The sequence below is a fragment of the Sedimentitalea sp. XS_ASV28 genome (genome assembly GCF_041224545.1).
Classification (GTDB): Bacteria; Pseudomonadota; Alphaproteobacteria; order Rhodobacterales; family Rhodobacteraceae; genus Sedimentitalea.
This window is the reverse complement of sequence record NZ_JBGFGP010000176.1, coordinates 252,386-271,905: the sequence shown is the minus strand read 5'-3', so window position 1 is coordinate 271,905 and position 19,520 is coordinate 252,386. Positions and strand designations below refer to the sequence as shown.

The 19,520-nt window shown below is 62.0% G+C and carries 16 protein-coding genes and 1 tRNA gene; 8 read left to right on the top strand and 9 right to left on the bottom strand.

Annotated elements, in window-relative coordinates; translation table 11 throughout:
• Nucleotides 1-105: 105 nt before the first annotated feature.
• Nucleotides 106-528, top strand: a complete 423-nt coding sequence (gene ndk / locus AB9K34_RS23100) for a nucleoside-diphosphate kinase (protein WP_369957025.1) — start codon at nt 106-108, stop codon at nt 526-528.
• A 171-nt stretch (nt 529-699) separates the two neighbouring features.
• On the opposite strand, the gene trpE is transcribed toward ndk, so the two are convergent.
• The 6 genes from trpE to fabI all read right to left on the bottom strand — a co-directional run bounded on the left by trpE (nt 700) and on the right by fabI (nt 7,338).
• Complete coding sequence (gene trpE / locus AB9K34_RS23095) at nt 700-2,214, bottom strand: anthranilate synthase component I (protein WP_369957024.1); 1,515 nt, start codon at nt 2,212-2,214, stop codon at nt 700-702.
• Nucleotides 2,215-2,220: 6 nt separating this feature from the next.
• Complete coding sequence (locus tag AB9K34_RS23090; RefSeq protein ID WP_369957022.1) at nt 2,221-4,065, bottom strand: peptidyl-prolyl cis-trans isomerase; 1,845 nt, start codon at nt 4,063-4,065, stop codon at nt 2,221-2,223.
• 80 nt (nt 4,066-4,145) lie between these two features.
• The gene (locus AB9K34_RS23085) at nt 4,146-5,315 is read right to left on the bottom strand and encodes an aminotransferase (RefSeq protein WP_369957021.1); all 1,170 of its coding nucleotides are present in this window, start codon (nt 5,313-5,315) and stop codon (nt 4,146-4,148) included.
• Between the two features lie 30 nt (nt 5,316-5,345).
• Nucleotides 5,346-5,852: a xanthine phosphoribosyltransferase gene (gene gpt, locus AB9K34_RS23080; protein ID WP_369957020.1), complete on the bottom strand. Its 507-nt coding sequence runs from the start codon at nt 5,850-5,852 to the stop codon at nt 5,346-5,348.
• Nucleotides 5,853-5,916: 64 nt separating this feature from the next.
• Nucleotides 5,917-6,525: a LysE family translocator gene (locus tag AB9K34_RS23075; RefSeq protein WP_369957019.1), complete on the bottom strand. Its 609-nt coding sequence runs from the start codon at nt 6,523-6,525 to the stop codon at nt 5,917-5,919.
• Nucleotides 6,526-6,531: 6 nt separating this feature from the next.
• On the bottom strand, nt 6,532-7,338 hold the full coding sequence (gene fabI, locus AB9K34_RS23070; RefSeq protein ID WP_369957018.1) for an enoyl-ACP reductase FabI: 807 nt from the start codon (nt 7,336-7,338) through the stop codon (nt 6,532-6,534).
• Between the two features lie 129 nt (nt 7,339-7,467).
• Here fabI and pdxH point away from each other — a divergent pair, with 129 nt between their 5' ends.
• From pdxH to AB9K34_RS23050, 4 genes are all read left to right on the top strand, one after another.
• The gene (gene pdxH / locus AB9K34_RS23065) at nt 7,468-8,073 is read left to right on the top strand and encodes a pyridoxamine 5'-phosphate oxidase (RefSeq protein WP_369957122.1); all 606 of its coding nucleotides are present in this window, start codon (nt 7,468-7,470) and stop codon (nt 8,071-8,073) included.
• Nucleotides 8,074-8,196: 123 nt separating this feature from the next.
• Complete coding sequence (locus tag AB9K34_RS23060; protein ID WP_369957016.1) at nt 8,197-8,733, top strand: cold-shock protein; 537 nt, start codon at nt 8,197-8,199, stop codon at nt 8,731-8,733.
• Nucleotide 8,734: 1 nt separating this feature from the next.
• Nucleotides 8,735-9,205, top strand: coding sequence for a DUF192 domain-containing protein (locus tag AB9K34_RS23055; protein WP_369957015.1), 471 nt, complete (start codon nt 8,735-8,737; stop codon nt 9,203-9,205).
• 147 nt (nt 9,206-9,352) lie between these two features.
• Nucleotides 9,353-9,429, top strand: a tRNA-Pro gene (locus AB9K34_RS23050).
• 232 nt (nt 9,430-9,661) lie between these two features.
• On the opposite strand, the gene AB9K34_RS23045 is transcribed toward AB9K34_RS23050, so the two are convergent.
• Entirely contained in the window at nt 9,662-10,108 is a 447-nt protein-coding gene (locus AB9K34_RS23045; RefSeq protein WP_369957014.1) for a hypothetical protein, read from the bottom strand.
• A gap of 559 nt (nt 10,109-10,667) precedes the next feature.
• Here AB9K34_RS23045 and AB9K34_RS23040 point away from each other — a divergent pair.
• From AB9K34_RS23040 to AB9K34_RS23030, 3 genes are all read left to right on the top strand, one after another.
• Nucleotides 10,668-14,339, top strand: a complete 3,672-nt coding sequence (locus AB9K34_RS23040) for a vitamin B12-dependent ribonucleotide reductase (RefSeq protein WP_369957012.1) — start codon at nt 10,668-10,670, stop codon at nt 14,337-14,339.
• A 488-nt stretch (nt 14,340-14,827) separates the two neighbouring features.
• Nucleotides 14,828-15,772 carry a calcium-binding protein gene (locus AB9K34_RS23035; RefSeq protein ID WP_369957011.1) on the top strand — a complete coding sequence of 315 codons (945 nt, stop codon included), beginning with the start codon at nt 14,828-14,830 and terminating at the stop codon, nt 15,770-15,772.
• A 333-nt stretch (nt 15,773-16,105) separates the two neighbouring features.
• Nucleotides 16,106-16,342 (top strand): hypothetical protein, encoded by a 237-nt coding sequence (locus AB9K34_RS23030; protein WP_369957010.1) that lies wholly within the window; start codon nt 16,106-16,108, stop codon nt 16,340-16,342.
• An 82-nt stretch (nt 16,343-16,424) separates the two neighbouring features.
• On the opposite strand, the gene AB9K34_RS23025 is transcribed toward AB9K34_RS23030, so the two are convergent.
• Nucleotides 16,425-17,975, bottom strand: a complete 1,551-nt coding sequence (locus AB9K34_RS23025) for a trimethylamine methyltransferase family protein (protein ID WP_369957009.1) — start codon at nt 17,973-17,975, stop codon at nt 16,425-16,427.
• A 265-nt stretch (nt 17,976-18,240) separates the two neighbouring features.
• Nucleotides 18,241-19,422 (bottom strand): pyridoxal phosphate-dependent aminotransferase, encoded by a 1,182-nt coding sequence (locus AB9K34_RS23020; RefSeq protein ID WP_369957008.1) that lies wholly within the window; start codon nt 19,420-19,422, stop codon nt 18,241-18,243.
• Nucleotides 19,423-19,520: the final 98 nt, after the last annotated feature.

The following is a 19,520-nucleotide window of genomic DNA, read 5'->3' as shown; positions in this document are numbered from 1 at the left end:
CCGCACACCGTCAACGCGCCTTTTCAAACCCGCCAGCCCATGCTAGGCGCGCGCCATCCATTACCCGGCCGGCACGCGGCCGGCCGAATTGCAAGGAGATGCCCGATGGCACTGGAACGCACCTTTTCGATCATCAAGCCCGACGCCACCCGCCGCAACCTGACCGGCAAGATCAACGCCAAGTTCGAAGACGCGGGTCTGCGCATCATCGCGCAAAAACGCATCCACATGACCAAGGCGCAAGCGGGCGTGTTCTACGAGGTCCACAAGGAACGCCCCTTCTATGACGAACTGTGCGACTTCATGTCGTCGGCCCCGGTGGTCGTGCAGGTGCTGGAAGGCGAAAACGCCATCACCCGCAATCGCGAGATCATGGGCGCCACCAACCCGGCAGACGCTGCTCCGGGCACGATTCGCGCCGAATTCGCGGAATCCGTCGGTGAAAACTCCGTGCACGGTTCGGATGCTCCGGAAACCGCCGCTGTCGAAATCGCCTATTTCTTTTCCGGTCTCGAACTGGTCGGCTGACGCGTTTCGCGAAAAACTGCACCGGGGCTGGTCCAGGACGGATTGGCCCCTCTGTCTGCCCGGCAATCCCCACAGCACTTCATCTTTGTGAAAATACTCCGGGGGAGCCGTCCCGTGGACGGCGGGGGCAGAGCCCCTGTCGCGTTACCCGCTTACACGCGCGAGTGCGGCTCAGCCGTTGCCATTGCCGGTAAACCGCGCGGCATCCGCGGCGGCGCGCCGGATGGCGTTCGATTTATGGACGGTCTCCTGGTATTCCGCCTCGGGATCGCTGTCATAGACAACGCCACCGCCGGCCTGGATATAGAGCTTGCGGTCCTGCACCACGGCGGTGCGCAGCGCGATGCACATGTCCATGTCGCCCCCGGCCGAGAAATATCCGACACCACCGCCGTAGACACCGCGCTTTTCCGGTTCCAGTTCGTCGATGATCTCCATCGCGCGCACCTTGGGTGCGCCGCTGACGGTGCCTGCGGGCATCCCGGCAAAGAACGCATCGAGCGCGTCCTTGTTCTCGTCCAGTTCGCCGACGACGTTGCTGACGATATGCATCACGTGCGAATAGCGCTCGATGATGAACTTCTCTGTCGGGCGCACCGTTCCGATCCGCGCCACGCGGCCGGTGTCGTTGCGCCCGAGATCGAGCAGCATCAGATGTTCGGCCAGCTCTTTCTTGTCCGCCAGCAGTTCCGCCTCGAGCGCGCGGTCCTCTTCCGGGGTCGCGCCGCGCGGACGGGTGCCGGCGATCGGTCGAATTGTCACTTCCCTGCCAAAGACCCGCACGAGGATCTCCGGGGATGCGCCGATCACCTGAAAGCCGCCGAAGTTGAAATAGAACATGAAGGGCGACGGGTTGGTGCGCCGCAGGCTGCGATAGAGCGCAAAGGGGGGCAGGGGGAAATCCTGCGTCCATCGCTGCGACGGCACGACCTGAAAGATGTCCCCGGCGCGAATGTATTCCTTGGCGGTCTCCACCGCGGCGCGATAGGCTTCGGGGCTGAAATTGCTGACCGGCGGGGCGATCTCGGCCGCGTCGCCCAGGTCGCGGGTTTCCGCCGGCATCGCCCGTTCCAGGTCGCGCACCGCGTCCATGACCCGCTCGGCGGCCTGCGCATAGGCGGCCCGCGCTGTCTGTCCGTCGCTGACCCAGGCGGGCGAGACCACCGTGACTTCGCCCTTGACGCCGTCCAGAACCGCCACCACCGACGGGCGCAACAGCACCGCATCGGGCAGCCCCATCGGGTCGGGCGGCACATCCGGCAGATGTTCCACGAGACGCACCATGTCGTAACCCAGATAACCGAACAGCCCGGCGGCGGCCTGCGGCAGGTCATCGGGCAGTGCGATGTAGCTTTCCGCGATCAGCGCGCGCAGGTTCGCCATGGGATCGCCGGGTTGCGGTTCGAACGCATCGGAGTCAAAGCGGGCAGAGCGGTTCAACGCGCTTTCGGTGCCGTGACACCGCCAGATCAGGTCGGGCTTCATCCCGATGATCGAATAACGGCCACGCACCTCTCCCCCGGTCACGGATTCGAGCATGAAGGCGTCCTTCTGGGCCCCAGCCAGCCTGAGCATCAGCGAGACGGGCGTATCCAGATCGGCCGCCAGCCGTGTATAGACAACCTGGTTTTCCCCGGCTTCATAGGCACGGGCAAAGCTCTCATAATCGGGGGTCAGCACGTTCATCTGCCCCTACTGGAAACTGGCCTGCACGGCGTTCAGGGCCTGCTGGTCGATCTGCGGTTTGGCGCGCAGGCGGGCGTCGCGCGCGAACACCTCGAACAGGGCCTCGGACAGCGCCTGATCGACCCCGTCCGCAAACGCCGTTTGCATCGCCGCCAGCTCATCCGTCTCTTCCGGCGGCAAAGTGTCGTCAAGCCGCACGATGAACGCAGTTCCCGGCCCGGAAATGACGCGCAGTTCACCTTTGTCCATCGCAAATACCTGTGACATGAAATCTGTCGGTGCGCCGTCTATGAAGGCACTGCGGGTCATGCCGTTTTCGACGCGGACGGACAGACCGGTGGTCGCGAAATCGTCACTGTCGCTCAGATCCGCGACGATCCGCTCCGCCTGCTCGCGCAGCGCGATGGTGGTTTGTTCGAGTGTCCAGGCATCGGCCACCTTGTCACGCGCCGATGCAAAGGGTTCCGGGCGAACCGGAAGCACTTCTTCCAGGCGCAGGGCAAAGATCGCGCCATCTTCGGTAAAGCCGATCTCGGGGAAATCATCCCCTGTCACTGCGGCGGCCGCGGCGCGAAATTCCTCATAGGCCGCCACACCCTCATGGGCATCGTCGGTCCAACTCATGGTGCCGAGTTCCATGTCGGTCTCCTGCGCCAGCTCCTCGAGCGTCGCGCCTCCAGCCATCAGGTCGTTGATCTCTTCGGCGCGCGTTTCTATCAGACGGCGTGCGCGATCCCCGGCGAGTTCGGCACGCAGCTCCTCTTCCGCATCCTCGAACGGCGTGACACGCGCCGCAAGAGTGCCGTTGACCCGGAACAATGCGGGGCCAAGCGACGATGGAAGCGGACCCAGGACATCGCCTATGTCGGCGGCAAACACGTCGTCGGCCGCATCGCCGAGATCCGAACGCGTGACATCGCCGAGATCGACATCGGCCAGCGCCAGCCCGCGTTGCTCGACCAACGCCTCGAAGGTCGTGCCGCCCACATCGATCTGTGCCTTGGCGGTGGACGCGGCGGTGACGTCGGAAAACACCAGCCGCTCAACCAGACGCCGTTCTGGTACGTCATATTCGACGCTGCGGCTGTCATAGAGATCGCGCAGGGCAGTTTCGTCGACGTCGACCTCGTCCAGGATCATTTCCGGAGTCATGAGCAGATAGGTCAGACGCTTGGTTTCCGGCAGCATGAAATCATCCGGTTGCGCGTCGTAGAAGGCCTGCAACTGCTCAGGAGTCGGCTCGGGCACCGGTGTCTGCAAATCCTCAGCCGTCATCTGGGTCCAGGTAAAGTTGCGGCGCGCGGCGATGTAATCGACCATCGTGTCGCCCAGGACAGCAGGCATCCTGGTGCCTGCCATGATCGCCCCCTGCACGAGCGTGCGCGCAGATTCCTTGCGCAGGTCGTCTTCGAACTCGGTTTCGTTCAGACCGGCCTGGCTGAGCGCAAATCGATAGGCTTCGCGGTCAAAGCCGCCGTCGATCCCCTGGAACGCCGGAATTTCGATGATTTCCTTTTGCAGGTTGGCATCACCGATCGAAATCCCGAGATCGGCCACTTCGTTGTCGATCGATGCCAGCCCGACCAATCGCGAAAGCACCACTTGCTCAAGCCCCATGGCGCGCACCTGTGACATCGGCAGGGTCTGTCCCGACTGGGCCTCGATCGCGCGGATCTCGCGCTGGAGTTCGCGGGCATATGAATCGACGCTGATAGGTTGATCGCCCGCATAGCCGATGGTCCGGATGGTCCCGCTCAGATTGGTCGCCCCGAATCCGGCCAGCCCCACGATGAGAAGTGCGAGAATGATCCAGACGAATGTCCTGGACATACTTTTTACGCCTGCGGCCATGATGCCTCCCTGCTGGCAGTGAACTGCCTTGAATTTCGCCGCCTTGTCTACGACGCACATACTGGGGGGGCAAGACGGGTTCAGGCGGGCAGGGCCGCCATTCGGTCGAAAAAGGTGGCAATTCCGGCGCGATCGAGGTTGGCAAAGGCCACACGCAGGTGGCGCGCGCCATGGGAATCGCCGGGCGGGGTGAACATGGTGGCAGGCAAGGCAAGAATGCTCGCGGTTTCAACCATCGATCTTGCCAGCGCGTCGGACTCTTTGTCGAACGGATGTTCGAGATAGGCGAAATAGGCCCCCAGCCCGCGCAGTTTCCACCCGCGTTCGGAAAGCACCGAAAAGCCATCGCGGATCGCGGCGCGACGCGCCAGGATTTCCGCGCGCTCACCCGCCAGCCATTCAGACAGGTTGCGCATGCCCCACAATGCCGCGCGCTGCCCGGTCTGGGTCGGGCATATTGTGACGGTGTCCAGGAACTTTTCGACCTCGCTCAGCAGTTGCGGAGAGGTCGCAAGCGCGCCAACGCGGTGGCCGGTCAGTCGGTAGGCCTTGGAAAAGGAATAGAGATGTACCAGCGTCCGATCCCAGTCCGGATCGCCGAACAGGTCATGCGGAGCGCCATCGCGGCTGTCGAAATCGCGATAGGTTTCATCCACGATGAGCTTCAGTCCCCGTCTGCTGGCAAGATCGTAAAAGGCGTGCAGCAACCCGGCGGGGTATTCGGCGCCGGTCGGATTGTTCGGGGTGACCAGCACGATGGCGCGCGTGCGCTCGGTAATCAGGGCAGCGGCCTGCTCGGGATCGGGCAGCATGTCGCGCTGAACCGGCAGCGGCACGGCAGTGACGCCGGACATGTCGAGCCACATCTTGTGATTGAAATACCAAGGAGTTGGAAGGATAACTTCATCCCCCTGACCGGTCAGTGTCGCGATGGTCGCGGCAAAGGCCTGGTTGCAGCCAGAGGTGATGGCGATCTGCTCGGGTGCGACCTGGCCACCATATTTGCTGCTGCATTGCGCGGCGAGTGCCGCGCGCAAATCCGGCAGGCCAAGCACCGGCCCGTAAAGATGGATCGAGTCATCATGCATCACCATCTCGGCCAGCGCGCGGCGCAACTCTTGTGGAGGGGGCGCGACCGGTGCGGCCTGTGACACCAGCATCAAGGGGCGATCCGCCGGATGCTCGATGCCCTTGAGCCAGCCAAAGGTCTCGACGATTGGAGAGGCGAAGGTGGATTGCGTTCGTGTCATCGCTGGCACCGGCAAACGTGACCTCTGCACCTAGTCCGTGCCCCGGTAGGGCTCGACATATTGCAGGGCCATGTCCCAGGGAAAGAAAATCCAGGTGTCCTGGCTGACTTCGGTGATGAAGGTGTCAACCTGCGGCCGTCCCTTGGGTTTGGCGTAAACCGTCGCGAAATGCGCTTTGGGGAACATCCTGCGCACGACTTCGAGCGTCTTTCCGCTGTCGACGAGATCATCGACGATCAGAACGCCCGTGCCGTCCCCCATCATCTCGCTGTTCGGCGCCTTGAGCACCTTGGTCTCGGACTGTTTCTGATGATCGTAGGATTTGATGCTGATCGTATCGACGGTGCGGATATCAAGCTCGCGCGCCACGATCATCGCGGGGGCCATGCCGCCACGGGTGATGGCAACGACGGCGCGCCAACCGCCGTCATCCGGGCCGTGACCGTCCAGACGCCACGCCAGCGCGCGGCTGTCCCGGTGAATCTGGTCCCAGCTGATGTGAAACCCTTTCTCATGGGGCAGGCGGTTGTCGGTCATGTGATCTCTCCTCGTCTGTGCCGCCTTAGCGCAAGCGCGGGGTCGGCGAAAGCCCGATCACGCCCTATCCGCGCGACAACAGCAGCCGCAGGCCAAGCGCACCGAGAACGGCGGCGGCGATCCTGTCCAGAACCGGTTTCAGGCCCAGATAGCGACGCCGTATCACCGCAGTCGACAGCAGCACCGCCAGCAAGGGCTGTACGGTCAGTTCGACCACCAGGTGGTTGAAGAAAATTAAGGTCTTTTCGGCAACGTTCAGATCGGATGGAAAGATCACCAGCAACACGGCGGCGGCGAACATCACCGATTTGGGATTGCCCAGGTTGATCAGCACCCCTTGCAGGAACATGCGCCGTCCCGAAGGCGCGGCCACCTCGTCCAATGGTTCGCGAGCGCTGCGCCACGTGGTCCACGCGATATAGAGCAGATAGCCCGCGCCCAGCAGCTTGAACGCGCCATAGGCCCAGGGGAACAGGATAAACAGCCCCTCAAGACCCAGCAGCGCCATCAATGTCCAGAGCGCGGCCATGACCGCGAGCCCGCAGGCGGCGGCGACACCGGCGCGCCGGCCATGCGCCATCGAACTGCGCGTCAGGAAGAGCAGGGAGGGACCGGGGCTTGCAATGGCCGCCAGCAGCGTCAGGTTGAACGCGATGACATGTGCAAGCTCCATCGCGACCTAGCCCTTGGCCATGTCCGGCGCATCGACCGCCTTCATGCCAACCACGTGATAGCCCGCATCCACATGCAGAACCTCGCCGGTGGTGCCCGCAGCCAGATCAGACAGCAGATAGAGCGCGGAACCGCCCACATCGTCGATTGTCACGTTGCGGCGCAAGGGCGAATTGTACTCGTTCCACTTCATGATATAGCGGAAATCGCCGATGCCGCTGGCGGCCAGCGTCTTGATCGGGCCGGCCGAGATGGCGTTGACCCGGATCCCGTCCTTGCCCAGATCCTCGGCCAGATAACGCACCGATGCTTCGAGCGCCGCCTTGGCAACGCCCATCACGTTGTAATGTGGCATGACGCGTTCCGCACCGTAATAGGTCAGTGTCAGACAGGAACCGCCTTGGTTCATCATCTTTTCGGCACGGCGCACCACCGCAGTGAACGAGTAGACCGAAATGTCCATCGACATCTGGAAATTCGCGCGGCTGGTGTCGACATAGCGGCCCCGCAATTCGTTCTTGTCGGAGAAGCCGATGGCGTGCACCACGAAGTCGAGCGTGCCCCAGCGTTCCTGCAATTCGTCAAAGAGCGCGTCGATCGACGCCTCGTCGCTGACATCGCAGGGCAGGACGATGTCGCTGCCAAGTTGCGCGGCAAGTGGATCGACTCGCTTTTTGAGCGCATCGCCTTGATAGGAAAACGCCAGTGTCGCTCCGGCATCGGACAGCGCTCTGGCAATGCCCCAGGCAATCGACTTGTCGTTCGCGAGGCCCATGATAAGACCCCGTTTGCCGGCCATTAGCTGATTTGACATTCTTTTCTCCGACCAATGCGCAATGTGGGCTTGACCTTTAGGCGATTGGTCTGACTGCTTCAAGTGCCGGCGGGTCGCCATAAGCGGCGGTCGGACGATCGATGCAGAGGGCCATGCAGAGGGAACATGATGACCGAACGGGACGGGATATTCGCGGGTGACGACCCATTTGAAATCGCACGGCGCTGGCTGGCCGAGGCCGAGGCGGTCGAGCCGAACGATCCGAACGCCATCGCGTTGAGCACGGTCGATGCGGATGGTCTGCCCAATGCGCGGATGGTCCTGCTCAAGGAGATCGAACCCGCAGCTTTCGTCTTCTACACGAACTATGAAAGTCAGAAGGCGCAGGAACTCGACGCGGCAGGCAAGGCCGCTTTCGTGATGCACTGGAAATCGCTGCGCCGGCAGGTTCGGGTGCGTGGCACGATCAGCCGAGAGGACGGCGAACAGGCCGATGCCTATTTCGCGTCGCGGTCGCTCAAGAGCCGTCTCGGGGCCTGGGCCTCGCGGCAATCGAGACCTCTGAGCAGTCGCGCTGCCCTGATGGCCGAGGTTGCCAGGGTCACGGCGCAGCATGGCACGACTCCGGCGCGCCCACCGTTCTGGGGAGGCTACCGCATCGTTCCGAGCCATATCGAATTTTGGGCTGACGGTGCGTTTCGATTGCATGACCGGTTCCTCTGGCAACGTCCGGATGCGGGTTCGGAATGGCAGATTCAGCGACTCAGTCCGTGACATTCACGTCACGCGAAATGCAACTATTTGTAATACCGTCGTAATTTCTTCTTGAAATTGGTGCTTAAACTTGTCCACTACTTCGTGTAACAATGGGGCAACAATCATCGTGGTGGTTAATTTGTGGCGGACGATCTGAATAGCATGTACCGCGTGCGCGGTCAGGTGAAGTGGTTCGATCCCGTCAAGGGGTTCGGCTTCGTCGTGAGTGACGAAGGGGGGCCTGACATACTGCTCCACGTCAACGTTTTGCGGAACTTCGGACAAAGCTCGGTCGCGGACGGCGCCGGCATCGAAGTGGTGACCCATCGGACCGATCGGGGCGTGCAGGCGGTCGAAATCGTCAGCATCACGCCCCCCGTCCGGGACGAAGCGCCGGTTCTGACCGATTTCGCGGCGCTGGAATCCGACGCCATCCATAACGCGCCGCTCGAACCCGCGCGGGTCAAGTGGTTTGACAAGTCAAAGGGCTTTGGTTTTGCCAACGTGTTCGGCCGGCCTGAGGATGTGTTCCTGCACATCGAGGTGCTGCGCCAGTCGGGTCTTGCGGATCTGCAACCGGGCGAGGCGCTCGCGATGCGCGTGATCGATGGCAAGCGTGGACGCATGGCTGCCGAGGTCATGGCCTGGGAAATGGCCGTAACGGCATCCAAAAAGTGACATGATACGCGTTCTCGCGGTTGTTCTGGCCCTTGTGTGTGGCGCAGCGGTCGGTGCCGCCGAAACCACATGTCGTGAGGATCATGTGCAGTTGCGCGGATCCTGGGGCGAGGCAGGCTTTGACGTCGAGGTCGCCGATACGCCGAAAACACGGTCCAGGGGGCTGATGTTTCGCGAGTCACTGCCGCGTGGCGCGGGCATGCTGTTTGTCTATGAAGCGCCGCGCCGCGCGAGTTTCTGGATGAAGAACACCCTGATTCCCCTGGACATGATTTTTGTCGATCAGACCGGGACCGTCATCTCTGTGCATCATCGCGCCATCCCCGGTGATCTGACGCCGATCGAAGGCGGCACCGGCATATTTGCGGTGCTCGAGATCAATGGCGGGCTGGCGCAACGCTATGGCATCGCGCCGGGAACCCAATTGCGGCACCCGGTTTTTTCCGCAGGCCCTGCAATCTGGCCCTGTTAAAGCCTCTCGCGACAGACTTGAAACATCCCGCATCACCGACCGCGCCGGACATCTCTGATTTCAGGCAGCGTTTGCCGAGTCAGGGCCATCGCGGCACGCTTTTGGGCTTTTCAAAACGGATTGTCTTGGCTAGAGAGGCGCACGGTCCGGGGCGTGGCGCAGTCTGGTAGCGCACCTGTTTTGGGTACAGGGGGTCGTGAGTTCGAATCTCGCCGCCCCGACCATTTTACATGACGTTGCAGAACTGATGCGTGAGCCTTGAACTGTCGGGTGATCGCTGAGGGGCGCTGCCCCTCAGACACCCCGGAGTATTTCAACAAAGATGAAATAAAGCGTTTCGTGATTGATTTGAAATATCAGTTATCACCTGACGCATTGAAATCTTCTGTTTCAAGTAGCGTCGGATGATGCAGGATTATCGCGAAATGCTATAGGCGGCCGGGTTTCGCGGCACCGTCAGGGCGTGGGTGTGCCGCCGGAACGGCGATAAAGCGCGGCGACGACGCGGTTGAGCCGGGGATCGCGCTGGTAGACATGCAGAGGCGGTCCCGATTTCTGCGGCACGTTCAGATAGACGTCATTTTCGACAAGGTAGCCGGTGGCATCCTTGCGGGTCTGGAAGCGTATCACCAGCTGGGGCAGGTCGTCGGGGACACCATCATAGGTCAGGATGATCGCCGCCGTGGGGTCAGGGGGGAGGTATTCACGGCATTCGATCGAATCCCGCGTCGGCCGTGCGAAGGTTTGCGCCGGACCCTCGCAGGCGGATTGCAGCGCGGAGATCAGCGAGTCGGGGTAGGTCGCGAAGCGGGCCTTTGCGGTTGTTGCCCCCATATCTTGTGGTGCGCAGCCGCCGAGCATGACCGCCAGCAGCGATCCGAAAACAGGTAGGGCCGGGCGCATGGGGCGGTTCTCCGAAAAATCTGTGACCGGAACGCGACGCGGCAGCCGTGTCGCATGTCGGTGTATAAGTCGTGGCTTTCCATGTGCCGCGGTGCAGCAAAAGGCAATCCGGTTTCTTAACATGACATGCCAAAGCCCCTTGAAACAGGTGTATTCTCGTCCTGGTGCCCGCATCCTTCGGCGGGTGCGGCACAATTAACCTTTTGTGGATGAATCGGTCGCTCTGCCGGGGTCGGAATGCAGGCGGGCATGGTCAACAGAAAAGAGTCGAAAAATCTGGAAAAATTGCGTTGACCACCCATGGCCTGATACGTCAGATTGTATGAGCCGGCCGCTGAGCCACTAAATCTGGTAGCAAAAACCAGAAAAGGCTCTGACAAGGTTGGGACGGTAAGGCACCACGGTCAGATCTCGGCGCGCACGCCGACAGAGCCCTTGTTTCGTCAGGGGACCGGGACAGCTTTGCCACGTGCAACCGGGCACATGAGAGAGCGTCGGCATTTCCGGCGCGGGCCTGACAACAGGCTTTTAAGACAGCTGGAAGACAGAGGCAGCGCACATGAAGATTGAACGCAAATTCACCACCGCCGGCGAGGACGCCTATGCGGCGCTCGATTTCATCTCGGCGACATCGGAGATACGCAATCCCGACGGAACCACCGTGTTCCGGCTTGAGAATGTCGAGGTGCCCTCGACCTGGAGCCAGGTGGCAAGCGATGTGATCGCGCAGAAATATTTCCGCAAGGCGGGTGTGCCGAGCCGGCTGAAGAAGGTGCGTGAAAAGGATGTGCCCGAGTTCCTGTGGCGTTCGGTTGCCGATGGCGATGACGTGGAGATGGGGGGCGAAACCTCGTCCAAGCAGGTGTTTGACCGTCTTGCGGGCGCCTGGGCCTATTGGGGCTGGAAAGGCGGGTATTTCAGCACCGAGGAGGATGCGCGTGCCTATTACGACGAAATGCGCTTCATGCTGGCCACGCAGAAGGCCGCCCCGAACAGCCCGCAATGGTTCAACACCGGGTTGCACTGGGCCTATGGCATCGACGGCCCCGCGCAGGGACACCATTATGTCGACCACAAGACCGGCAAGCTGACCAAGTCGAAATCCAGCTATGAACATCCACAGCCGCATGCCTGTTTCATTCAGGGGGTGCGGGACGACCTGGTGAACGAAGGCGGGATCATGGACCTCTGGGTGCGCGAGGCGCGGCTGTTCAAGTATGGCAGCGGCACCGGCACCAACTTCAGTCATCTGCGGGGAGAGGGTGAGAAGCTCTCGGGAGGTGGCAAGTCGAGCGGTCTGATGGGCTTTCTCAAGATCGGCGACCGGGCGGCGGGCGCGATCAAGTCGGGCGGCACGACCCGTCGCGCGGCCAAGATGGTCATCGTTGACGCGGATCACCCGGATATCGAGGATTTCATCAACTGGAAGGTGCTGGAAGAGCAGAAGGTGGCGAGCATCGTTGCCGGCTCGAAAATGCACGAGAAAAAGCTGAACGGGATTTTCGACGCGATCCGCGCCTGGGATGGTGCCGAGGACGACGCATATGACACCGCCAGGAATGGCGCGCTCAGGGATGCGGTGCGTGACGCCAAGCGCAACATGATCCCCGAAACCTATATCAAGCGCGTTCTGGATTATGCGCGGCAGGGACACACCGGTATCGAGTTTCCGACATATGACACCGATTGGGATTCCGAAGCCTATAACAGCGTGTCGGGCCAGAACTCGAACAATTCGATCCGCGTGACCAACGCGTTCCTGACCGCGGTCGAGAAGGATGCGGATTGGGAATTGATCAACCGGGTCGATGGCAGCGTGGCGCGCACGGTGCGGGCGCGTGATCTGTGGGAGCAGGTCGGACATGCCGCCTGGGCCTGTGCCGACCCGGGCATCCAGTATCACGATACGGTCAACGAATGGCACACCTGTCCGGAAGATGGCGAGATTCGCGGCTCGAACCCGTGTTCCGAATACATGTTCCTGGACGACACCGCCTGCAACCTTGCGTCGATGAACCTGCTGACCTTCCTCAAGGATGGCGAATTCCAGGCCGAGGACTACATGCATGCCTCGCGGCTCTGGACGGTGACGCTGGAGATCAGCGTGATGATGGCGCAGTTCCCTTCCCGCGAGATCGCGCAACTGTCCTATGATTTCCGCACGCTGGGGCTGGGTTACGCCAATATCGGCGGATTGCTGATGAACATGGGCTACAGCTATGACAGCGACGAGGGCCGCGCGCTCTGTGGTGCGCTGACCGCGATCATGACCGGTGTCGCCTATGCCACCAGCGCCGAGATGGCCGGCGAGCTCGGCCCCTTCGCGGGATACGAGCGCAACAGCGACCATATGCTCCGAGTCATCCGAAACCACCGCAACGCGGCATATGGCGAGACCGAGGGTTACGAGAACCTGTCGGTCAAGCCGGTGCCGCTGGATCATGGCAACTGCCCGGATGCGCGGCTGGTCGATCTGGCCAAATCCGCTTGGGACGAGGCGCTGAGCCTCGGGCAGAAACATGGCTATCGCAACGCGCAGGCGACGGTGATCGCGCCGACCGGCACCATCGGTCTGGTCATGGATTGCGACACCACGGGGATCGAGCCGGATTTCGCGCTGGTCAAGTTCAAGAAGCTGGCCGGTGGCGGATACTTCAAGATCATCAACCAGTCGGTGCCCGCGGCGCTGGAAAAGCTGGGTTATGGTTCGGCACAGATCGAGGAAATCGTATCCTATGCGGTCGGGCATGGAAGTATCGGAAATGCGCCCGCGATCAACCATACCACGCTGGCGGGGCATGGGTTCGGTGCGAACGAGCTGGCCAAGGTGGATGCGGCGCTGGAGAGCGCCTTTGACATCCGCTTCGTGTTCAACCAGTGGACGCTGGGCGAAGAGTTCTGCCAGAACGTCCTCGGTATCCCGGCGGCCAAGCTCAACGATCCCGCCTTTGATCTGCTGCGGCACCTGGGATTCAGCCGCAAGGATATCGAACTGGCGAATGACCATGTTTGCGGCACCATGACGCTGGAAGGCGCGCCATTCCTGCGCAAGGAGCATTACGGCATCTTCGACTGTGCCAACCCCTGCGGCAAGAAGGGCAAGCGTTATCTCTCGGTCAACAGCCACATCACCATGATGGCGGCGGCCCAGAGCTTTATCTCGGGCGCGATCAGCAAGACGATCAACATGCCCAACGACGCCAGCATCGAGGATTGCCAGCGTGCCTATGAACTGAGCTGGTCGCTGGGCATCAAGGCAAACGCGCTTTATCGCGACGGGTCCAAGCTGTCGCAGCCGCTGGCTTCGGCGCTGATCGAAGATGATGACGATGCGGCGGAAACGCTGGAAACCGGAACGCCGCATGAAAAGGCTGCGGTAATCGCCGAGAAGATCATCGAAAAGGTGGTGGTCAAGGAAATCATCAAATCGCATCGCGAAAAGATGCCGCAACGGCGCAAGGGTTATACGCAAAAGGCGATCGTCGGCGGCCACAAGGTCTATTTGCGGACCGGTGAATACGAAGACGGCAACCTGGGCGAGATCTTTATCGACATGCATAAGGAGGGCGCGGGTTTCCGGGCGATGATGAACAACTTTGCCATCGCCGTTTCGGTTGGCCTGCAATATGGCGTGCCGCTCGAGGAATTCGTTGACGCGTTTACCTTCACCAAGTTCGAACCGGCGGGGATGGTGCAGGGCAACGACAGCATCAAGAACGCGACCTCGATCCTCGACTACGTGTTCCGCGAACTTGCCGTGTCCTATCTCGACCGGACCGACCTGGCGCATGTCAAGCCACAGGGGGCGACCTTTGACGACCTTGGGCGTGGCGAAGAGGAAGGTGTCTCGAACGTCAGCGAGATCAGCGAAACCGCGGCGAGCAAGTCTCTGGAAGTGCTCAAGCAGATCAGTTCGACTGGCTATCTGCGCAAGCGCCTGCCGCAGGAACTGGTGGTCTTGCAAGGCGGTGCCAATATCGGCGCCACGGCGCTGAGCGGGACGGATGCACAGGCTGCGATCCAGACCCTGGTGCCCGAGACCACGGCGACGATCAGCACCACGACCACAACCGCAATGGCCAGCGGCACCGTATCGCTGGACGCGCGCACCAAGGCCAAGATGCAGGGGTACGAAGGCGAGGCCTGCGGCGAATGTGGCAACTATACGCTGGTGCGCAATGGCACCTGCATGAAATGCAACACCTGCGGCGCGACGAGCGGCTGTAGTTGATCGGGATCGCGTTCCGCGAGGAGCGCGTAGGGGTCGCGGGGCTGCCGACCGGTGACCGGACCCCGACGAGACAAGGAAGCAGGGCGATGCGATTGCCCGCTTCACCCCGACGGGGCAGGACTTCGCAGAAACCTCTGGTTTCCGCTCTGTCCTGCCCGGTGAAACCAAGCGGTTTCACCGGAGACAAGGGGCGGGTGCGCTCGCTCTGGACGACGTTCAGGCCGCAGGCAAAAAACACCGGGCGGTAAACTAGATGAGCCTGGACGGCGAAACTCAAACGGGGGTCATTCGGCCCCCGTTTTTTCGTTGCCTGATCACACTTTTCCGTGCCTCGCCCGAGAATACGGCAAAGGTGAAGTGACTCAATCATAAGGAGATATTATTGTGTGGTGAGTCCCGGTATAGGATTGTTCCGGGCGATCATGGTTGCGCACGAGTGCTGTCTTTTCCTCATCCCGTCACCTGACACCACCGCAAGGAAAGCTCCGATGCCTTTTACGATTGTCCTGCCCGACGACTCTCACTTCGCGATTGCCGATATCCCTGACGTCATCGAATTCGTTTCGACCGAAGCCGTACTTGGAACCCGGTTCAGTTCGACGCAGTTCACGGGGAGCGGCAGTTACCGGGGGGATGCCGCCACCTATTCGGCGTTTGGAAACGGCTTTTCCACGGCGGTGACGGTCGATGGTTTGATCTATGTCGCAACTGGCGTCATTGACACGATCCTTGTCACGACGGTTATCGACTCGATGACCATCACGGGTGTCGATATCGACATGCTGACCTTCGCCCCCATCCGTCTTCTGGACCTTTCAGGGGTCGATCCGATTGCAATCGAAACCTATATCATGAGTCGCGCCTGGGACATCACGCTTGGCAAGCTCGATGACGTGTTGCCCGAAGGATCGACAATTGGCGACGGCGCCACGTTCAACACGCTGGGCGATGACATCTTTCGGGGTGGCAGGGGCAATGACGACCTGTTCAGCGGTGATGGTCGTGACATTCTGTTCGGCAACCGGGGCGATGACAGGCTCAGCGGTGGCATGGGCAGGGACATTCTAAAGGGCGGCCAGGACGATGATGTCCTTGAAGGGGGAATCGGCCGCGACCGGCTCTTCGGGCAGATTGGCAATGACCGGCTCGACAGCGGCAAGGGCGATGACGTCCTGCATGGCGGGGCGGGGAACGACGTGTTCGTTTTTGCCAACAAATACGGCAACGATACCGTCTTTGACTTCGACGCGACGAATGACGATGAACTGATCGACCTGACTGCCGTGACCCGGATCCGGAGCTTCGATGACCTGATGAACAACCACATCAGCCAGGTTGGGACCAGCGTGGTGATCGATGACTCCGACAGAACCATTATCACACTCCATAACGTCGATCTGGCCGATCTCGACGCCGCCGATTTCCTGTTCTGAGCCCGAATCCCCGCGTTTGTCCCGCGCGTCGCCGTCGGCTCGATTCACCCGCACGGTGGTGGCCGGTTTTTGCCGGTCGCTAACGCGGCTCTTCTCAAGCAAGGGACTGCCAGTTCCGGGCTGCGGCATAGGTCGGGAACCGCCGAGCAAGGCCGGCAAAGAATGCGCCTGCAAATCCTTGCCAATCCACAGCGGGCGTTCCGGCGATCTTTGGCGCGCCCCGGACGATCTGTTCGTGGTCTGATGACAGAGGGGCGTCGCGGGTGTCTGTAGAGGCTGTCCACCACTTACGGGCAACGACGAAACCCTTACGACACACGAGGATACAAGACCATGAAACTCAAAGCACTTGCCGCGCTCGCAATCGGACTTCCCGCAATGGCCTTTGCCGCAACCGAAATCGACGCGAACGGCGATGGCGTTCTGACACTGGACGAGGTCCAGGCGGTCTATCCGGAGATCAGCGTCGAGAGCTTTTCGGCGATGGACCTGAATTCGGATGGCGCGCTGGATGATGCCGAATCGGTGGCCGCGCAGGATGCCGGGCTGCTGCCGAAGTCGCGGGGCTGACACGCCCGCACGCCTGTGTCGTGCGATCGATGGAAACAGGAACGCCCGGCAGCTTTTGCCGGGCGTTTTCAGTTTTCGATCATCAGGCGGGCAGGTGGATGTTGAACCGTGCCCTGATTTCGGCGTCAGTCACCGGATCGAACCGCGCGGCAGCCGGCTGCGCGAGGATCGCGTTCTTGCGCGCGGTCGCGCGTTGCACGAGGTCGGGTTTACCCAATTCGTCCCATTCCTTGGGCGAGGAGCGGTCGCCCATGGCGGGATAGACGTGATCTGTCTGCATCCGCCCGAGCGTTTCATCGGTTCCCAGGTAGTGCCCCGGTCCTGACATGCAGACCGAACGGATCTGTTCCAGCGCAAGCGTGTCGTCAGTCACCTCGATCCCGCGCACACAGCGCAGCGCCTGACCGATGATGTCGTCGCCGAGAATCAGCGATTCGTGACAGAAGCCCAGCAGCGACGCATGCATGCCCGCCGCTTCGTAGACCATGTTCAACCCGGACAGCCCGGCCATCACGTTCGAACACATCTGCTCCCATCCGGCCTGCATGTCGGGCAGTTTGGAATCGCTGATACCCGCCGCAGCGCCACCGGGGACGCCATAGAACTGATGCATCTGCGCGCAGCCCGCGGTCAGCAGGGCCTGTTCGCCGGACCCGCCGGTCATCGCGCCGCTGCGCAGGTCGAGCCCGAAGGGCCAGGTGCCGAAAATCGCCGGATGCCCGGGCCTGACTGAGTTGACATAGACCAGCCCGGCCAGACACTCGGCCACCGCCTGCACGATGGCGCCAGCGATGGTTGACGGGGCGGTGGCACCGGCCATGCCCGCAGACAGCAACAGGATCGGCATCCCGCCTTCGATACAGCGCTCCATGGTGTCACAGCTTTCGGTGGCAAATTTCATCGGTGGCACGACAAAGCAGTTGGAATTGCTGACAAAGGGCCGTTCGCGCCATTCGTTTTCGCCGCCGGCGATCATGTGCAGCAATTCGAACCCCTGCGCCACATGCGACGGATCGCTGAAGGACATGCCGACATGCTTGGTCGTGCCCGAACAGCAGGCATAGATCGAGTTGAGGTCCATTTCGAGATTGTCGGCGATGTCGCGGCACACCATCGGGCGCTGCACGAAATGGATGTTTCCCAGCTGTTCGGCAATGCGCGCGGCATCGTGCAGGTCCTGCACGGTGCTTTCCCGGTAATTCCGCCCGTCGACATCCACCATGTGGACCGCCGCGCCGGCTGTGCCGAAATGCACGCGGCTGCCGGACAGGGTGAGATCATGGGCCGGATCGCGGCCCATCAGCGTCACCGAGCGGTTGGCCCTGGCAATAGTGTCCTCGACGAGGGCACGGGGGAACCGGATGCGGCCGTCGTCGCCAAGGCGCGCGCCGGCACCGGTCAGATACCTGATTCCGCTTTCGGGCGCGTCCGCCAGCCCCACCTGTTCGAGGGCATCGAGCGCGGTTGCATGGATACGCTCCATGTCCCGCTGGCTGAGCGGTTTGTAGGTGCCGCCGGGCAGGCCGGGACGGATGGGGCGCAGATGCGCGGCAAGCGGCGCGCTGCGCGCGGCACGACGCGCGGCGCGACCACCGCTGCGACCGTGGGCAGAGTGCGTGGACTGATCATTCATGTTGGGAACTCGTGTTGAGAGAAAGGGAAGGCGCTCAGCGCGTGCCGGGCCTTCCGCGCGCGGCACGTCCGCGATCCGCACCGATGGTGCGGGAGATCAGCCTGATCTTGCTCTCTTCAGCCTGCATCGCGTCTCCTCTTGGCACCGAGTGTGACGCGCTCCTGCGGTGAATCTGTCCTGTTTGCGACGCAGGTGACGTATTTGCCGGGCGCGGCTTGTACGCGCCCGGCAAATACGCGGGCTCTGTCTGTGCCGGAGACGACTGCTAGCCGGTTTCGCAGGCGCGGCTCTCGGCGAATTCGCACAGGGTCGCGAGCGCTCTGGCAAAGGCGCGATCCTCGATCGTCATCGCCACGCGCACATGACCCGCTGCCGCCGCGCCAAAGCTCTCACCGGGCATCACCGCAATATGGTGAGCGTCAAGCAGCGCACCTGCAAATCCCTCGCCGGTCATCCCGGTCGCGCGGATGTCGAGCATCAGGTACATGGCGCCCTGCGACGGGATCAGCCCCACGGTGTTCTGCCGCGCAAGAATATCCTGCGCGATGACGCGGCGCCGGCGGAACGGCGCAGCCACTTCCTGCTCCAGCCCGTCGCCCTGGGTGAGCGCGAAAACCGATGCGTCCTGAATGTAACCCGGCACGCCATAGGTGGTATGGGTCGCAAGCGTGATCAGATGGTCGATGGCCGTTTCCGGACCGGCGATCCAGCCACAGCGCGAACCGGTCATGGCAAAGGATTTCGACATGGAGCCGACGACCAGCGTACGCTCTGCCATGCCGGGCAGGGCGCGCGGTGACAGGTGGCGGCCCTCCCAGACCTGGGTGTCATAGACCTCGTCCGAGATCAGCCACATGTCATGACGGCGGCACACATCGGCGATGCGCGTCAGGGTGTCTTCGCTATAGACCACGCCGGTCGGGTTGTTCGGCGAATTGATCAGCAGCGATGCAGCGCCGACCGCCGCCGCCTCGACGTCTTCTGCACGGGGTTGAAACGCGTTGTCGGCGTGGGCCGCGACCGCACGCGGCACCGCGCCGACACCGCGAATGGTGCCGGGGTAGGTGGCATAATAGGGGTCGATATAGAGTGCGACGTCGCCATCGTCGCACACCGCCATGTGGCTGGCGAACAGGGCCGACTGTCCGCCGGGCGTGATCATCACGTTGGCGGCAGTGGTGGCAACCCCGGTCTGTTCCTTCAGCCGCGCGGCGACGGTTTCGCGCAGCGCGGTGGTTCCGGGAACCGCGGCATATCCGGTGTGCCCGCCAAGGGCTGCGTCGTGCATCGCATTGAGAATGCTGGGATGGGTCGGGATGTCATGCTCGCCGATTGTCAGTTCCGTGACCTCGACGCCTTGTGCGATCATGGCGCGCGCACGGTTGAACAGATCCCAACCATCCGATCCGCCGCCGGTGATGTTGGTGATACGCTGGGACAGGTGCATGTGGATCTCCATCGCTGGTTTCGCGCGCGAGAGGGTCAGAGTCGCCGCGCTTTGTCAATGCGATGGCCCGGGGTGGTGGCCAGTGCGATGGCCGGACA